Origin of the sequence: Paenibacillus sp. 2003 (assembly GCF_031455635.1) — a bacterium.
GTDB classification, from domain to species: Bacteria; Bacillota; Bacilli; order Paenibacillales; family Paenibacillaceae; genus Paenibacillus; species Paenibacillus amylolyticus_B.
In genome coordinates this window covers 166203-183887 of the sequence record NZ_JAVDTB010000009.1, presented here as the reverse complement: position 1 = coordinate 183887, position 17685 = coordinate 166203, and the positions used below count along the sequence as shown (strand labels likewise).

The window sequence follows — 17685 nt, the reverse complement described above, 5'->3', positions numbered from 1 at the left end:
AAGATTTGGTAAAAATACTGTTCATGCAGGCATACCCCTACATTAACATATTTGGCTCACTTTTGTTAGTCCCGTTTACCTTCCTCGTGGTGAATGCGGAGCGTCTCGCCATGACCAAGCACCCGAATCCGCTCTTTACCAATGCCTAGGCGTTCACGTTCAACTTCCAGCCGATCCAGTGCTTCCTTGGGCGTATCATCCGCCAGCTTGAATGTGCCGTAATGCATTGGCACCATGAGCTGTGAACCGGATTCAACAAACCCCTGCAGCGCTTCTTCAGGTGTCACATGCTGAGAAGTCATGAACCACTCCGGATCGTAGGCACCGATGGGCATCAGGGTAACACCAATGTCAAAGCGCTCTCCAATCGTTTTGAAACCCTGGAAGTAACCTGTATCACCCACAAAATACAACACAGGCGGGCCACCAGATGCTTTGGCTGTTTCGCTCTTCCCTGATTCCGTGGATGATTCATCCTGATTGTTCGTTGTTGCAGCACTTTCCGCTGCTGAAGTCGTCGCCGCATGGTTCTGTTCCAACACATAACCGCCCCAGTGGGACGTATTGGTATCAAACAGCGTTCGGCGCGTCCAGTGCTGTGCAGGCACAAAAGTTATTTTGACTCCGCCAAGTGTCATATGATCCCACCATTTCATCTCCTGGCATCGATGGAATCCTTTGCGAATCATCTTGCGCTTGAGACCATCGGGTACGATCAGCAACGTCTTGGCTGTAATCAGCTTACGCAAGGAAGCCAGATGCAGATGATCATAGTGGGAATGGGATATCAGAATGACATCCAACGGTGGAATATCCTGAATCGGAATGCCGGGGGCACCGAGCCTTCGTTGAAATCCCATTTTTTCGGCCCACACCGGGTCAGTCACGATGTTCAATCCATAATATTGAATGAAAAACGTGGAGTGACCAATCCAGGTAATACTTGTGTCATCCCGGTTGGCATGCAGATAATCCAGTTCAGGCGGGTGTTTGGGCACGGTGTAGGAGTAGTCCTTCACTTTATTGCGCCGTTGCTCCCTCCATTGCTTGAATTCCTTCAGCGTTTTGTCCGTACTTACATTATCGATATTGTTATAACGGATTTTCGGCATGAAAGGGCCCTCCTCCCTTCCTCATTTCTTAACAAGAGATTACCCCAAACGGGAATGGACGTACCAACCAATCAATCCTTTGGGTTCTTACATACGGCCAGATATACAAACAGAAAGACAATAGCAGCCGCAATGATCAGTGGAGGGGCGTACATAATGGTAAATGTCTCAAAAAAGCTCAATCCGGTTATACCGGGTATCCCCGTGACTCCCTCAGTAGATAGTGGATCCAGCAAGGAAGTCATGAGTAAGAACATGTTTGGGTGCATGAACAGACTCATCCTTTCTTTTTACCAGAATTACCGCGCACATAATTGGCATCAAACAGGAACAGCTTCATAATCAGCACAAGCGAAGGAATGAGCACGAGTAGCCCCAGACTAAACGCTGTAATGAGCGCAATCCCCATCGTACGATTCGTAAAGCTGTCGTAAATATTAATGTAAGGATACAGAATGTACGGAAGGTGGGATCGCCCATAACCATACCAGGCAAAGGCAAACTGAAGCATGACAGCGACAAAACACCAACCTAGATATTTACTTTTCCACACCAGCGACACGGCAATGACAAAACAAATAAACGAGGCAATGAACATCCACGAAATATTCACCATCTGCTCAAAGTGTGCGGGATTCTGTTTGTTAATCTGCAGAAAAGCCAGAAAGCTCGCAAAAATGGTAGGCAAACTCCAGAGCAGCGCGTACTCTCGAAGCACCTCATAAGCCGGCTCATCCCCCGCCCTTTTTGCATAATAAGATAGAAACATCGCCGAGATGTAGAGCACACTAACCAATGCAAGCAAAACAACCGACCAGGTATAGGGATTCGTCAAAAATTCACGCCAGCGAAAAAACACCTGATCACCCACCTGCTCAATGATCCCGCCTTCGGATATCGCCAAAATGGTGGAGAATACAGCTGGAATCAGCAATCCCGTCGCCCCGTACAATGCCATATAGATCCGGCTGTTCTGCCCATGGTTGCCATAGGTATTGTAGGCGTAATACACGCCCCGGATCGCAAGCAGTACAATGGCAAGGGAACCCGGCACCAACAAAGCTGTCCCGTAATAAAAGGCGCTGTCCGGATAAAATCCAACTAGTCCGACCACAAAAAAGATCAGGAACACATTCGTTACTTCCCACACGGGAGACAGGTAGCGCTGAATGATGTTATGAATTTTGTTCTCGTGCCCGGTCAAAATGCTGTAAAAGCTGAAGAACCCGGCGCCAAAATCAATCGAAGCGACGATCAGGTAACCGAACAAAAACGTCCACAATATTGCGATGCCTGCAATTTCGAAACTCAATGCACGATCCCTCCTTCAAGCCCCAGAGACTCCAGTTCCTTCTCTGCTTCCTTGTTGCGGAACAGCTTGCTGAGTACCCGAATACACGAGAAGCACAGGATCAGATATAGCAAGATGAACAACACCAGCATCCATCCTACCGAAGTTGACGTCGTAGCCGCTTCCGCCACCTTCATATACCCGCGTAAGATCCAAGGCTGCCTGCCAACTTCAGCGAACATCCACCCCAGCTCGATGGCAATCATGGCCAGAGGCCCCAGCAAAACAATGCCGAGTAACAGCCATTTGGGATATGGCTTGTGCCCTGGTAACCACCGCCGCAGTACATATAACACAGGAATCATCAGGATGATCACTCCGGTTGTGACCTTCAGGTCAAACATATAGTGAATAGACAATGGTGGCCTCAGATCCGCAGGATACTCTTCGAGACCTTTCACTTCCGTATCTGGACGATTTCCCGCCAAAATGCTAAGGGCATATGGAATCTCAATCGCATATTTCACCTCATTGTTCTCATCCAAAATCCCCCCATAGACGAGTGGTGCCTCTTTCATCGTCTTGAAATGCCATTCTGCGGCAGCCAGCTTCTCCGGCTGATATTTCGCGAGAAATTTACCGGAGGAATCTCCGATCATGACGGTGCTAATCGCAAATACGAGTGCAGATACCGTCGTGAGTTTCAGTGCTTTTTTGTAATACACATGATCCCGTCCCCGAAGCAAACTGAAGGCGGCTATCCCCGCCAGAATACCTGCACTCAAGGTGTAGGATGAAGCGAGTACATGGGACACTTTGGTTGGCGTTGCCGGATTCAACATGGCAGCAATCGGATGAATGTCCTTCATGATGCCATTAATCAGGGTGAATCCCTGAGGCTGGTTCATGAAGGAGTTCACTGTTGTAATAAAAATCGCAGATGCGGATGAGCCGAGAGCTACCGGAATCAACAGCAGCATATGCGTATATTTCTTTTTGAAACGATCCCACGTATAGAGGTAAATTCCAAGAAAGATCGCCTCGATAAAAAAGGCAAACGTCTCCATGAACAGCGGCAGGGCGATAGCCTGACCCGCTACCCGCATAAACATCGGCCACAGCAGACTGAGCTGTAATCCGATCGAGGTGCCTGTAACGACGCCTACGGCAACGGTGATCACAAAACCTCGCGCCCACCGGCGTGCCAGCAAGGTGTAATGCATATCATTGGTTCGGAGTCCTCGCCACTCGGCCAAGGCAATCATAAGTGGAACACCTACACCGATAGAGGCAAAAATAATGTGCACAAACAAGGTAAGGCCGGTTAGTATCCGGCTGAGCAAAACAGGGTCCAGGGATGACATGGTTACACTCCTCTTTCACATAATCGTTATGTACGACAGCAGTTACTCTTCTTGAACGTGTATCTCAATAACTCATAATTCGGATGATGCTTTTCACAACGGCATACAGCACAACCACAGCTGCAACCAGACAGACGATGATGAGTGTTTTCTCTTGTTTACGGAACATATACCTGCCGTCCTCCTTTTGCATGGGATGCAAATTATGGCTCTATAGACAGTTTGCAAAAGAAGTTGTTTTTTTATCCGGGAAAATTGAAAAACAAAAAAAGCCTTTCTCCTTATCATGCTCACGCGCTGAAGGGCAAAGGCTTTATCCGTAGGTCTCGTACATAAACATTATTCATGAAAAAGTGAAATACATTTCTTCATTCTTCATTAAGCTCACACCAATACGTCCTGCTTGGGCAGTCGAACCTTGAACGTACTTCCTTTGTCCGGTGCAGATATAAAGGTCAGCGTACCCTTGTGATCCTCTACAATTTTACGGGAAATGTACAACCCAATTCCTGTTCCACCAATCTGCCGATGATCCGAATTATCGACCCGATAGAATTTGTTGAACAACATGTCCTTCTCTTGCTCCGCAATACCTATTCCGTAATCACGCACATCAAGACATAACCATTCCTCTTCTTCCCATAACGTAACATCAATACGATCGGCTCCCGGCGAATACTTAACTGCATTGCCCACCAGATTATGCAGAACCTGAACCATCCTGTTCTGGTCAGCATAAGCAAAAAAGTCTCCATTAAACGTATGCACGTAGATACGTTGGGCAGACTTCATATTCCACTGTTCGGCAACCCCTTCTACCAACTCAACCAGCGGTACATATGTCATGTGGTAAGTCATACCTTCGTTGTCGAGCCGCTGAATATCAAGTACATCATCGAGCAAACTGCTCAGCCGCTTGCCCTCCGAAGAGATGGTCTGCATGAATTCCCGCTGTTGAGCTGCCGGAAGGTCATACATCATCATTAATTCCACATATCCCATAATGGTGGCTACAGGCGTTCGAAGTTCATGAGATACCACACTGATCAGCTCATTTTTCATCCGATCCAGCCGTTCTTCTCCTGTCCGGTCACGGAACACCAGCAGAAACCCATGGTTTTTACCCGGGACATCCATCTGCTTCATGTACAAGGAAAATACACTTTTATCCACATTATTGAATATAAATTCGGTCTCGATAAACGCCGTTTCTCCATTCAGGAATGCTCTCGTCTGTTCCATCAGATTGAAGTTGTCCGTTAATACCATCGTATCAATCGCCTGCGCCAAATCTTCAATGGATCTGCCCATAAAATCACCCAAACCAAACATCTCTTCTATCCTTCGGTTGACGATGGTTATGGTCCCTGATCGATCAGACATCACGAGCCCTTCTCGTACAGATTCAATAAATTGCTCACTGATATCTCGCTGTTCCTGAATGGCAATCTTCTCATTGAACAACTCTGAGTTCAGCTTCTCCAGCGCAAGGGCATGACGTACACGATCTTCTTCTGCTCTGGTCCGCTCTGTAATATCCTTAATAAACAGGTTATATAATGTCTCATTTTTGCCCAACTGGATCTCAACAATTTTGTACTCGATCGGAAATACGGAACCATCCCGTCGGATACCTGAAATTTCTTCAACGATGGTGTATCTTTTACCTTCAACATATTCAAATCGCTCCAGCAAATTCTTGATCTCCTTGCAGCTGGCCCCTTGAAAAAGAGATGGTGCTTCCTTGTGCAGGATCACTTCTTCCCGACGCAATCCAAACATTCTTTCAGCCTCCGGATTAAACTCAACGATTAGCCCATTGGAGTCCACAGCGATAATCGCATCAATAGAAGATTCAATAATGGCACGTTTGACCTCTTCACTATTCTTGAGTTCCTTGGTACGCTCAATAACCCTGTCCTCAAGCGTTAACTTGTCGTGACGAATCTGTTCGAATTGTTCCAGCAGCACATCGGCCATTTTGCGCAAATTACCAATCAGGATCTGTACTTCGGTTACATGGCTGGTTGGCCACTCCATCTTCCCATTTCGAAACAGAAGTCTCGGAAGAGAGCCTGTCATCCTGGTCAGTCTTAACAGCGGGCTAACAACCTTACTGCTGAGAGGAGCCGCTACAATCATGGAAGCCACAATGATGATGAACAGGGATTGCAGCGTGGTCAGATAAATGGATTCGATTCGGGGGTAATACTCGGACGAGTCGGTCACAATGAATACCCGATAAGGTGTTAACCTTGTCATTTCTGCTTCATAGATAAAAGAGGCTTGTTTCCAGTGATTCAATACATCGCTGTAATGGATATTTGCCGAACTTAACAGAAAGAGATTATCCCTTGATTTCAGAAGGCGGAATCTGTCCATGTCCAGGTAATCGCCCGCCTGAAGTGTATTCAATCCAGAAGCGACGACCGTATCATTCCGATCCAGCAGAATCACATTCACACCCAGTAGATGATGATAACGCGCCATATTCTGATCCATATTCTCGGAGGTAACATACTCTTCATCAATATCCTGAACAACCGCAGTTGCTGCATATTTCATATCACGTAATATGGCATCATTCATTTGACCCAATTGTCTGCGGCTATCTGCGGATAACAGTACGAGAGAAACAAATACCACAAAGGCGACTACGTATTTAAACGCAATTCTTGTTAGTGGAATGGTTCCCGTCCGCTTTGATTTGTGTTCACCCGTGGTGATCCAAAAATCAACTACAATTCCCGCAATCAGCGCATTCACCATACCAATCACAGCAATATACATATACTCATACTTCAAATCGTCTATATCTAAACCCAACATAAAATGCCCGGCATAGATAACAGGAAGTAACATCACTACCCAAAAGACAGCATTAGCCTTGATTAGGCTGCCATTCTTCCAACGGATCTGCCAAACGAGCATCCAGATCAATTCCAAGAAGTGGGCAAGCATTACAGTTAGATTGTGCGGCACAAAGCCGACAAAGACAGTATTCAGCAGATAGATGACTGTAAGGGTGACAAATCCATAGATGGCCCCATGCAAACGAAGAGCAACGAGTGCTGCCGCGCTACCAATCATAAACTGTACACCATAGAATAAAGTAAACGGAAAAATAGTGCTTAGTGAGCCCAGAATGATCAGAATGCTGGTCCCAATCCAGGGTATTCTCAGCTTCAACACGACCCAATCTAGCATATGTCTTGCCTTTATACGATCCATAAGCAATTGCCCTCATGGATCATTTTTTCTTCTGTTTTCAACAACAACGTTGGTTCCCCCTATAAACTTAAGCGGATACAATATTACTTTTTTTCCCCTTAACTCGTTCTGATCCATTATACTGTAATTAATACTTGGTGTAGCTTTGGGAAATTCTGATTGATCGGCAACCAAACTGCATTCATGCTAGAATATTGAAGTTCATTCAAAAAGCGTATTCTTTCTCTACATATACATCCTATATTTTGGGATAGAAACATTAAAAAATTTGCGGCATTTATTCGCAATTCACCTTGTTTTTTTAGCATTTTCTTAACATATTATTTTCACCAGGAGTGTGACCCTATGACTATCAAAGTACTTCTTATAGAAGATGAGAAAAATCTGGCCGACATGATTGCTTTCTTTCTTGAGGAGGAAGGATACATCACTGAACGGGTTCATCATGCCCGCGAGGCACTTCAACTGTTTCCACAATTCCAGCCGGATATTGTTGTAACGGATCTCATGCTTCCTGAAATGGATGGAAATGATCTCGTAGAAGCCTTTCGCCAGCACTCCACTGTGCCCATTCTGATGATCTCGGCAAGCACCATGCTGAATGATCGACTTCGTGCATTGCATAATGGTGCGGATGACTTTCTGTGCAAACCATTTAGTTTGAAAGAGTTGGATGCCCGGATTAAAGCACTGCTGCGAAGATCAATCATTTCCTATAAGGATAAACCGGTAAAAGAAGATAAGCAGGCAGAGGTTACTGGACATGTGAATGTGAATGAGTACAGAAGAACTCTCTTTGTGGATGGTGTTGAAATCGAGGTCACTCATATTGAGTTTGAGATTATGAAGGAATTGTACCGCAATCCGGGTAAAGTGTTCACACGCAATGAACTGATGGATCGCATCAAAGGCTCCGAACGCGCCTATCTGGATCGTACCATTGATGTTCATATCTCAAGTCTGCGTAAAAAAATTGAGCCTGACCCCAAGAACCCACGTTATATTAAGACGGTTTGGGGAACAGGCTATAAATATGTGATCTAATACGATCGTAACGATTAAAAAGTTAAACATCTTTGGCCATATCTCTCTTTTATCTCATGGATAAGATGGGTGGTATGGCTATTTCTGATTTATGGACAGACGAAGAATGAAACCAATTTTCCATATCCTTGATTAGTTGATTCGGGTCTTGCTCATTCCAAAGAATCATCTTCATCTCACCTGTACCTGTAATCTGTTGCAGGTGACGCTTCCGAATAAGGGATTTGAAATCCGTAATGACCAGTAACGGAAGTTGTGGCATAAAAGCCCGAATGGCATTTGCTGCTGACACCGCTTCTTCAGCAACCTGATAATCAACAATACAATAACGGGCATTTTCCCAACTTCCCCGATGTGTTTCTATCGCAGAACCAAATGCTGAGTCCTCAATCCAGTTCCTGAACAATTGAATAATATTCTCATATGCAATACGACGTTTTCCATCCGAGAGCACGGTAATGGGTTCCATAGGTATAACCTCCAGTTGATTCTTATCTTTATTGTGCCAATTTTCGTTTAAAAATGTTTGTGCGTGAACATGAAAGAAGTGTTAACAAATTTCGTACTTCTTCACATTAAGTGTTAGAAACGTCCACTTCACTTCTGGATGATTTCGCAGATTCCACACATTGATGTAAAATAGAGAAATACCCGTTGTGATTTAATTTACGGGAAGTTAAAGATGAATCTGGTACTATAGGAGGTTACATTGATGAATATTGTTTACATTGAACCAACACCGAGTCCAAATACGATGATGCTACATCTCGATGAACGTCTGGAGGACGGAATTCGCAAAACATATACACTGGACAACGAACGATCTGCTCCGGCGTTCATTCGCCAGATGCTTCATATTCCCGGTGTAAAGAGTGTGTTCCACACAACAGACTTTGTGGCACTTGATCGTAAAGGGAATGCCGACTGGTCCGTTATCTTGGGTGAAGTCCAAAATCGCCTTGGACAGCAAGGCATTGATCTGGACTGGATTGAATCCGAAGATGGTTCAGGCGAGCACTTCGGAGAAGCACAGGTATTTGTCCAATTCTTCCGAGGCGTACCGATGCAAATTAGGGTCAAGGCCGGGGTCAAGGAAGAACGAATCTCGTTGTCCGATCGCTTTGTCAAAGCCGTGACAGAAGTCGCCAGTGCAACAATGATCAAAGAACGCAAACTGAGTGATTACGGTGTTCGATATGGTGAATTGCCTGATATTGCACGTGAAGTTGAGCAGGAATTGGAAGCCGCTTACCCCCCGGAACGGCTGGAGCAGGTCATCAAACAGGCCATTGAACATGGTACCAAATCAGAAGAGTTCGTCGAGCGCCGCCGTGAATTGGATGGAGCCGAACTTGAAGAGGCTCTGCGAAACGAGGACTGGAACGTTCGCTATGCGGCATTTGACGGCATGGAGCCTACGGCAGAAAGACTGCCTCTCGTAGCCCATGCCTTGCATGACAACAAAATGCAGATTCGCCGCTTGGCTGTCGTATACCTGGGTGACATTCGTACACCGGAAGCGATGGAATTGCTGTATGAAGCCCTCCAGGACAGTTCTCCTGCGGTACGCCGGACTGCCGGGGATACCTTGTCGGATATCGGCGATCCTGCCGCTACTCCAGCCATGACAGCAACATTATCCGATAAAAGTAAACTTGTACGCTGGCGTGCAGCACGTTTTCTCTATGAGGTCGGAACTGAAGAAGCAGAACAAGCGTTGCGAGTTGCAGCCGATGATCCCGAATTTGAAGTCAGCCTGCAGGCCAAGATGGCTCTGGAGCGGATCGAATCGGGGGAACAGGCTGCTGGAACGGTATGGCAGCAGATGGCTGGCCGTAACAAAAAAGAGGAATAGTCGTCTCTCAGACCTCACATTCCAACAATTGTTATTGCACTGTAAAACCATGCGCGTTATACTGATTGTCTGTTTACTAAACAGGACACACGGTGTTAAGTTGTGTTGTTCATAATTTCATAGACAATAGATACACCTCATCCATTGATGGTGAGGTAGAGGTCGCGGGTGCGATCAGTACGCTGATGGAGGCGCTAAGGAGCCGCTTATGAGATCAGCCGAAAGGTGTACCCGCCGAAGCTCGCTGGACGTTCCTTATACGGTCCGGTGAGCTGGGGCTGCTGTCGAAAGGCGCAGAACTGTCACGGAAGTACATTTCCTTTATATAAAGGTATGAATTCTTCTGTGTTGAGCTATCTTAATCATCTGGGACATGGTGCGGACATTGAAATATTAAAGACCGCAGGCTGATGCCTGTGGTCTTTTTGTTTTTATGAGTTCAAGATCGCAAACATCAGTATATCGAATGAAGGAGTGTTTCCATGCAAGACCGCAGTAACCAAACAACAACCGGACCTTCCCTGAAAAAAGGATTACGCGCACGCCATATGACGATGATCGCCCTCGGTGGCTCGATTGGTACCGGGCTGTTTCTCGCAAGTGGTACCGCCATCTCAACCGCAGGCCCTGGTGGAGCATTAATTGCCTATGTGGCCGTTGGCATCATGGTTTATTTCCTAATGACCAGCCTTGGTGAGCTTGCTACTTTTATGCCGGACTCCGGTTCATTTAATACGTATGCCGCACGTTTTGTTGATCCTGCTCTCGGGTTCGCCATGGGCTGGAACTTCTGGTACAACTGGGCGGTAACCATTGCAGCAGAGCTTGCTGCCGCTACAGTACTCATTAAATATTGGTTCCCCGACAGTTCGTCCATGTTATGGAGCTTATTGTTTCTCGTGCTGATCTTTTCCTTGAACGTGTTGTCTGTTAAAGGCTATGGAGAGTCCGAGTACTGGTTCGCCATTATCAAAGTCGCTACTGTTATCATCTTCTTGGCCGTTGGTGTGCTCATGATCTTTGGTATTATGGGCGGAGAAGCGGTTGGTTTCAGTAACTTCACCATCGGTGATGCGCCCATCCATGGCGGATTCTTCGCCGTGTTAGGCGTATTCATGGCTGCGGGATTTTCATTCCAAGGTACCGAGCTTATCGGAGTAGCCGCCGGTGAAAGTGAAAACCCGCGCGAAAATGTACCTCGTGCAATTCGTCAGGTATTTTGGCGCATTCTGATTTTTTACATTTTGGCGATTACCGTAATCAGTCTGATCATCCCGTATACGCATCCGAACCTGCTCAAAGGTGACCTGGAGAATATCGGTGTCAGCCCGTTTACACTGGTGTTTGAGAAAGCTGGCCTCGCCATTGCAGCTTCCGTGATGAATGCCGTTATTTTAACCTCTGTACTCTCAGCCGGTAACTCAGGCATGTACGCTTCGAGCCGGGTTCTCTATGCCCTTGCCCGTGATGGTAAAGCCCCTCGTTTCCTGGGCAAGCTGAATAAAAAGGGCATTCCAATGAATGCACTTTTGCTTACAACAGCCGTTGGTATGTTGGCATTCCTTGCCTCCCTGTTCGGCGATGGGATTGTGTACACCTGGTTGTTGAATGCATCCGGTATGTGTGGTTTTATCACTTGGCTGGGTATCGCTATCAGTCATTATCGCTTCCGTCGTGCATACGTTGCACAAGGCAGGGATCTGAGCGATCTGCCTTACCGTGCACGCTGGTTCCCGTTTGGGCCGATCTTTGCTTTTGTCCTGTGTATCATCGTGATCATCGGACAGAACTACCAGGCATTCACGGGTGATCAGATCGACTGGAGTGGAGCCATCGTTGCCTACTTGAGCGTTCCCCTGTTCCTGGTATTGTGGCTTGGTTACAAATGGATCAAAAAGACCAAAGTGGTGCCGCTGCAGGAATGTGATTTCACACCTACCGATTCACCAAGTGATAAGCACTAACGAGGTAATTTTTACACTTGACACTTCGATGACAGAATAACCTTCCGATCGCTGTTATCCCCAGATTTTTTGACTCACTTTTACAAAGGTGAAAATCTGGGGATAAAGGCGAACGCTTCGCTTCTTCACGCTATTTCTGTCCTCTACGTGCTCATGTAAATGGTTAGTTTAACTTATACAGCTGATACAATTTACTCCATATAATAAAACCTCCCCGTGGCGTTGCAGTCTTCCTACTGTAGTGAAACGGGGAGGTTTTGTTTTGGGTCGGCTTCCCCCCTGATCAATTCCTGTACCTCCTCTCATCCCTGTCCATATTTTGTATAGATCCGTAAGTAGAATAGAGAAAGGTATACTATTTTTCTTGGACAACGGAGTTGATGTATAATGAAAAAATTCTCTATTCTGCTCGTTCTATTGGGCATCCTGATCATCAGCTTTCCTTTCCTGCGGGAAACGTATTATGACTGGCAGCAAACCCGTGTCATGAACGATCTGGAGCAATTGCAAAACGGCTTGTCTAAGCTTAATCACTCCTTCGAACAAGGCATACAGGATGCAGCTTCTGCCGAGCCGACTACTGACAATACAGGTTCAGTACAAGAGGCCTCCTCGGATACGTTGGGGGTACTATCGATTGGCAAGATTGATGTCCGCTTACCGATTCTGGAGGGTGCAACGGAGGACAATATGAAGGTAGCTGCAACCCATCTTGTCGAAACCACCCGTATCGGGAACAAAGGTAATGCTGCCATAGCCGCTCATCGCGCCCACAAAAAAGGACGGCTGTTCAATCGTCTGGGAGAACTCCAGATTGGTGATTCAATGGAAGTCACTCTGGCAGATCGAACGATTATCCAATACAAGGTAGATCAGATATCCGTTGTGGAGCCAACTGACTTATCTGTGCTGGAAGATCCCGGGCTTGGACAGGTCCTTACCTTGATTACCTGTGATCCACTCGTCAATCCAACACATCGCCTAATTGTAAGAGCTATTGAAGTAGTAAATCCGGACGATGCCGGATACTGATCTTCCCTAAGGTTCTGCTGAAACAAAATAAAACACCCTCTAGTATATTCACACGGTGACTCTGGGTCACTTGTGAAGCTAGAGGGTGTTTTTATCTGAATATGATCTGTTCCTGCATTACGTGCTCGTGCAATCTAACGCTGAAGAAGTTGTCTACGTCGGAAGTAAACGTATCCCACACTACCTAGTGCCATCAGCATCATGCCTGCCACAGTGAAAGTCCATGTGCTCTCTTCGCCTGTCTTCGGCAGCATTCCCTGTGATGCAGAGTTTCCGGTCTGCTGTGATGCAGAATTCCCAGTCCCCTGCGATCCATCTGTATCCGTTCCCGCAGAAGGTGCCAGTGCGCTATCCCCATCCGTTGTATCTGTATCCCCAACTGGAGCTGCAGTGTCGTCACCGTTGGAATCGCCAGGCGAAGGAGGAGTTACTCCGTTATCTTCATCTGTTGGAATTTCGGTTCCGTCTTCAGGTTCAGTAGGTCCAGTAACCACTGTGCCTGGGATAGACGTTCCTGGTGTTTCCGGACCTGGTGTTACTGGTTTCTCCGGATCTGGTGTTACACCCGTAGTAGGTGTTCCCGGATTATAAGGTCCACTAGACCCACCACCCGATACCGGGATAGCCTGATTCGTTTTTTCCACAACTACGGCTTCGGTTTGTATGTTCGTAATTTCAAATGGAACTGGTGTTGTTTCCAACATGTATCCGTTAGGTGCTTTTATTTCAACCAACTGATATTTATTGATATCCAAGCCTTCAAGTACAATTTCACCTTGTTGATTGGTTGTCAGTGAAGCTTCATCTAGACCTGTTACCTTGTGGAACTCCCAATTCCCATTTGCATCCATCAATGCAGTTTGGGCCCGTAATTCAAACACAGCTCCTTGAAGGTGCTGAGTTCGACCCGCATTGGTTTTAATCAATTTCACAGAACGATCATTTTTTTTATTTTCAATGGTCAATTGAGTTTCCGGTTTGATAATAGATACAAGGGTCTCCGGCTGTTCAATAACAAAGCCTTCTGCCTTGGTCTCTACCAATGTATATGAACCATAGTCCAAACCATCGAATTCTATGATCCCATTTAGGTCGGTTACTTTTGTATCGATGACACTGTTGGAACGATCACGTAATTCGAATTCAATTCCGCTTAATACGGACTTATCCTTGGCATTTACTTTGGTAACGACAAGTTTACCGCCTGCACCCATTGCATTCGACTTCGTCAGTGTAATAATCTGAGTCTGATTCTCTACAATCGTAAACGGAATTGGTGTAGCATCCAATTGATAAAACTCAGGTGCCACGACTTCTACCAGCTCATAATCCCCTGGCAACAGTCCACCTTTGGCGATCTTCCCATCTTCCCCTGTCGTTAACTCATCGATTTTCTCTCGCGTTGCGCCGTCCTTGGAGTACAATTCGAAAGTTGCACCCTTAAGTGTCTTGGAGGAGTCAACCGCATCTACCTTGGTTAATTCAAAGCCTTGACGAATCTTTTTATTTTCAATTTCAAAAGCAATATCCGCATCCTTAAATTCAATCGTTTTACCTGAGGCAGAGCCATATTCAGGATCAACCAAGTATCCTGCCGGTGCAGATAATTCTTTTAACTTATAAGGTATACCGTTGGTTAGATTGTTTAATCGATAGTTTCTGGAGCTTTCAACCACACCATTCTCGTCCGTTGGTTTCAATGTTTCAAGAAGCGTAGTTCCAGACGCATTATAGATTGCAAATATTGCACCCTCCAGCGGAACTCCTGTATCACTGACTTTATGAATTCTGATTTTGCCCAGACCTGTAGAGGCTCCTCCACCTGCTCCAGCCAAGGAAACTTTGATTCCCGACTGATTACCTTCTCCGATTACCGAGGAAGATTGGCCTGCAAATTCAACCTTATTCTCAATTCGGGCGCCATGATCGGCATTAATATAAGACTGATATTCCAAAATGAATGCGGTATGGATATCTTTCTTGAAGGTTAAGGTAAATGTATTGCCCTCCACCTCCAATTCATAATCAGCTGGATCAACAAGTCCAGCTTTGGTGGATACATTGCCTGAATTGTTGACAGGTAAATTGGTTGCATATAATTTCAATGAATCAGCCAATAAAATCTGGTTCTCTGACAAGGTATCTGTTAATTGATTACCTGCAGGAATATAAGATTGACTTGGATTGATATTTACCGTCCATGATGCTTTATCCGTTGTACCTTCTTGCTTCCCTGTTTTGCGGACGTATACACCACCGTTGGCAGGTGTAACGCTGGCTGATCTATTAAATCGTATTGCACCACCCTCACCATCCGTCAGAACAGCCTGGTTGGCATAAGCGCCTACGACAGAATATGGTCCATCCAGACTTGTTTGGTACTGAATGCGATAAGCCATTTTGCCCATGTTACCCAGATCCAACACAAAACCTTTACCGTCCAGGTTCAGCTGGAATTGACCAGGTGTGAGCGGAACCTCGCTACCTACAGCAGTAACATTATTGGCTCCCTGTAACTCTAACTCATGAACCTTCAATGAGCCGTCTACAAAAGATTGGTCTCCAGTGTAAGCATCCTTAAGGATTGCATCCTGAATATCAAACAAATTGTAGTTTACATCGATTGTCCAGGTGATCTTTTTATCTTTGGCGCTATATTCACCCTTTTTGTTACCATTTTGAATCGTGTAGTCTTGCGGTTTGACCGCAGCAGATTTTGTAATCGCAGTCTGTTTTACATCAGACTCTTCCCAATCGATCTTGGCTGAGTTGCGATATTCATCATTCGTTGGCATACCCACTGTGGGATCGAAGCTTGTCTTATAAGTAATAACATGCTCCGTACTGAGCGTTACGCCGTCCTTCAAGCGAAGTGAGAATCCTTTTTCATGCGTTGGATCAGCCGGGTCTGGAGTCAGTTCAAAGTCGCCTTTGTTAACACCACTCACTTGAAGACTACCCGGAATCAGTTTCATATGTCTGCCTTCGTAATTGTCGGTGATGACGATATCCGTCATGTCCTGCAAATCACGGTTCAAAACAATCTGCCATTCGATTTCTTTTGTGTTGAAGTTTTCACTTTTTACACTCTTGGCAAAAATGACTTCCTGAATGTCTCTTCGGCCTGTTTTGGAAGTACCATCATACATGTTCACTGTGTTCGTAATGGTGTCGTTTGTATAAACACGATGAATGGATTGTGTATCATATTCGATCTCATAGGCCTTTGTAATATCGTTCTTAAAATGTAATCTGAAGCCATCATCGAACCCTGTACCCATCGCTTCGAGTGTGTATTCATTCGGATTGATCAGTGTTCTGTTCGAAGCCGCTCCACTTGCATTAATGTCCACTTGATACACTTTGACGGAATTGTTGATCAGTTGCTGTTTTGCCGTATCAAAGCGGTCTTCAATCCATGCATTCGTTTGCATGATTTCTTGCTGATTGTAGTTATATTGCACTTTCCATGTGATCGTCTGTGTCACCGGATCATACGCACTATCTTGCCCTGACTTGTTCAAAGGCTCATTAAAACTCACACGAACTCGGCCAATATCGGTTTCGTTGTGCTCACTCTGATCCGTTGTAAGCGCAACCTCGTTTTGATACTCTACGTTGGTGAACGGAGCAGTGGTTGGTGCTTTAACACTCGTCGTGTAAGTCACACGATAGGCCTTATCTGTATCTCCCAATTGAATTGGAAACTGTGGTTCCGTTTTGATTACTGGGCCTTCTTTTACAGATCCATTCAATTGCACTTCCAATTCGCGAATTTCGATATCGCCCTTGAGCTCCAGCTCTGCTGGGAACGTGTCTGCAAGAACTGCATTTTTCATAGCCTTCTCGCCTTGGTTAAAATCTACGGTCCATATAATTTCATCCGAGTTGAAGTTATTTTTGTTCGCACTTCCCGATTTCTTCAACTTATCTATGGCTGTGTTGGCAAAATGCACATCAATGATGCCCTGCCCTACGGAACTAAAGTCTATCTGTTGTTTCAAACCATCTTCCATCTTGCTCTCATCGAACTTAATCCACACGTAGAAGTTACCTTCCAGCTTCGCATGCTCGATCAGTTCATTAAAGGTAAAGATGATTGTCCCATCTGGATTCACCACATACTCCCCAACACCACCATCCAGATTACCCTTAAGTTGCGATCCGATGATGAATTTATCGGGCAAGTTAAAGGTGAAGGTAGAGCCATCGCTGTAGTTGTGCTTATCATCTGCAAGTCCCCATGTAAAGACTACAGCCACCTCATCCTGAATGCGTGGTCGAATATCCCCGATTTTATCTCCTTTGACTTCAATCGTGCCATTCCCGTTGTCTTCTGGTGCCTGATTGTACATCTGCACACTGGTAATCAATTGATCTGTAATTACCGGACCTGCAACTGCCATTGCTAAACTGCTCTGGTTGAGGTTTCCCTCCCCCTCTTCTTCCGGAGTGGCAGCAACGTCAATGTTGTTCACCTCTTCCGAACTTGCCAAACCTTCTTCTGACGCTGTATCGCTGATTGCACTGGCTGGCAAATTAGTTAATTCATCCTGAGCATGCATTGTTGGTGTAAATATCCAACCCTGCATCATTTGCGTGACCAGTAACAGAGCAATGATCACTATGCTCACCTTTTTCCTCATTTTTTGCATATCCTCCTCGTACGTAGTGTTGGCATACGCCGAAGATTAGAATAGCAAAGCGACATATACAAAAAATAGACAACACTAAAATCCTCGTTTTTGAACACATAATTGAACGCAAAAAAGGATACTCCTCAAGCGGAGCA

11 protein-coding genes and 1 riboswitch are annotated in these 17685 nt (G+C 45.6%); of the genes, 4 read left to right on the top strand and 7 right to left on the bottom strand.

Annotated elements, in window-relative coordinates; all coding sequences use genetic code 11:
• Positions 1-65: 65 nt before the first annotated feature.
• From J2X75_RS26010 to J2X75_RS25990, 5 genes are all read right to left on the bottom strand, one after another.
• Positions 66-1112 (bottom strand): MBL fold metallo-hydrolase, encoded by a 1047-nt coding sequence (locus J2X75_RS26010; protein WP_310341730.1) that lies wholly within the window; start codon positions 1110-1112, stop codon positions 66-68.
• A 71-nt stretch (positions 1113-1183) separates the two neighbouring features.
• Entirely contained in the window at positions 1184-1381 is a 198-nt protein-coding gene (gene cydS / locus J2X75_RS26005; protein ID WP_148089755.1) for a cytochrome bd oxidase small subunit CydS family protein, read from the bottom strand.
• Positions 1382-1389: 8 nt separating this feature from the next.
• The gene (locus tag J2X75_RS26000; protein WP_076212671.1) at positions 1390-2424 is read right to left on the bottom strand and encodes a cytochrome d ubiquinol oxidase subunit II; all 1035 of its coding nucleotides are present in this window, start codon (positions 2422-2424) and stop codon (positions 1390-1392) included.
• Positions 2421-3767 (bottom strand): cytochrome ubiquinol oxidase subunit I, encoded by a 1347-nt coding sequence (locus J2X75_RS25995; protein ID WP_310341718.1) that lies wholly within the window; start codon positions 3765-3767, stop codon positions 2421-2423. Before J2X75_RS25995 ends, J2X75_RS26000 begins: the two co-directional genes overlap by 4 nt.
• A gap of 384 nt (positions 3768-4151) precedes the next feature.
• Positions 4152-6998, bottom strand: a complete 2847-nt coding sequence (locus tag J2X75_RS25990) for a PAS domain-containing sensor histidine kinase (protein WP_150364213.1) — start codon at positions 6996-6998, stop codon at positions 4152-4154.
• A gap of 345 nt (positions 6999-7343) precedes the next feature.
• Between J2X75_RS25990 and J2X75_RS25985 the strand changes: the two genes are divergently transcribed.
• The gene (locus J2X75_RS25985) at positions 7344-8042 is read left to right on the top strand and encodes a response regulator transcription factor (RefSeq protein WP_036668013.1); all 699 of its coding nucleotides are present in this window, start codon (positions 7344-7346) and stop codon (positions 8040-8042) included.
• Positions 8043-8091: 49 nt separating this feature from the next.
• Here the strand turns inward: J2X75_RS25985 and J2X75_RS25980 are convergent, their stop codons facing one another.
• A complete protein-coding gene (locus J2X75_RS25980) occupies positions 8092-8511 on the bottom strand; it encodes a hypothetical protein (protein WP_310341716.1) in 420 nt (139 codons plus the stop codon).
• 243 nt (positions 8512-8754) lie between these two features.
• On the opposite strand from J2X75_RS25980, the gene J2X75_RS25975 reads away from it, so the two are divergent.
• The 3 genes from J2X75_RS25975 to J2X75_RS25965 all read left to right on the top strand — a co-directional run bounded on the left by J2X75_RS25975 (position 8755) and on the right by J2X75_RS25965 (position 12893).
• The gene (locus tag J2X75_RS25975) at positions 8755-9897 is read left to right on the top strand and encodes a virulence factor (RefSeq protein ID WP_310341713.1); all 1143 of its coding nucleotides are present in this window, start codon (positions 8755-8757) and stop codon (positions 9895-9897) included.
• A gap of 148 nt (positions 9898-10045) precedes the next feature.
• Positions 10046-10261, top strand: a riboswitch (Lysine riboswitch).
• A 118-nt stretch (positions 10262-10379) separates the two neighbouring features.
• On the top strand, positions 10380-11861 hold the full coding sequence (locus J2X75_RS25970; RefSeq protein WP_150364212.1) for an amino acid permease: 1482 nt from the start codon (positions 10380-10382) through the stop codon (positions 11859-11861).
• 387 nt (positions 11862-12248) lie between these two features.
• Entirely contained in the window at positions 12249-12893 is a 645-nt protein-coding gene (locus J2X75_RS25965; protein WP_310341710.1) for a class D sortase, read from the top strand.
• 134 nt (positions 12894-13027) lie between these two features.
• On the opposite strand, the gene J2X75_RS25960 is transcribed toward J2X75_RS25965, so the two are convergent.
• Positions 13028-17539, bottom strand: a complete 4512-nt coding sequence (locus J2X75_RS25960) for a collagen binding domain-containing protein (protein ID WP_310341708.1) — start codon at positions 17537-17539, stop codon at positions 13028-13030.
• Between the last annotated feature and the right edge of the window lie 146 nt (positions 17540-17685).

What these genes read in the sequence shown, in the direction of transcription:
- J2X75_RS25975 (WP_310341713.1), top strand. Translation starts at nt 8,755, where the DNA reads ATGAATATTGTTTACATTGAACCAACACCGAGTCCAAATACGATGATG.
- J2X75_RS25985 (WP_036668013.1), top strand. Translation starts at nt 7,344, where the DNA reads ATGACTATCAAAGTACTTCTTATAGAAGATGAGAAAAATCTGGCCGAC.
- J2X75_RS25995 (WP_310341718.1), bottom strand. Translation starts at nt 3,767, where the DNA reads ATGTCATCCCTGGACCCTGTTTTGCTCAGCCGGATACTAACCGGCCTT.
- J2X75_RS25990 (WP_150364213.1), bottom strand. Translation starts at nt 6,998, where the DNA reads ATGGATCGTATAAAGGCAAGACATATGCTAGATTGGGTCGTGTTGAAG.
- J2X75_RS25970 (WP_150364212.1), top strand. Translation starts at nt 10,380, where the DNA reads ATGCAAGACCGCAGTAACCAAACAACAACCGGACCTTCCCTGAAAAAA.
- J2X75_RS25965 (WP_310341710.1), top strand. Translation starts at nt 12,249, where the DNA reads ATGAAAAAATTCTCTATTCTGCTCGTTCTATTGGGCATCCTGATCATC.
- cydS (WP_148089755.1), bottom strand. Translation starts at nt 1,381, where the DNA reads ATGCACCCAAACATGTTCTTACTCATGACTTCCTTGCTGGATCCACTA.
- J2X75_RS25960 (WP_310341708.1), bottom strand. Translation starts at nt 17,539, where the DNA reads ATGAGGAAAAAGGTGAGCATAGTGATCATTGCTCTGTTACTGGTCACG.
- J2X75_RS26010 (WP_310341730.1), bottom strand. Translation starts at nt 1,112, where the DNA reads ATGCCGAAAATCCGTTATAACAATATCGATAATGTAAGTACGGACAAA.
- J2X75_RS25980 (WP_310341716.1), bottom strand. Translation starts at nt 8,511, where the DNA reads ATGGAACCCATTACCGTGCTCTCGGATGGAAAACGTCGTATTGCATAT.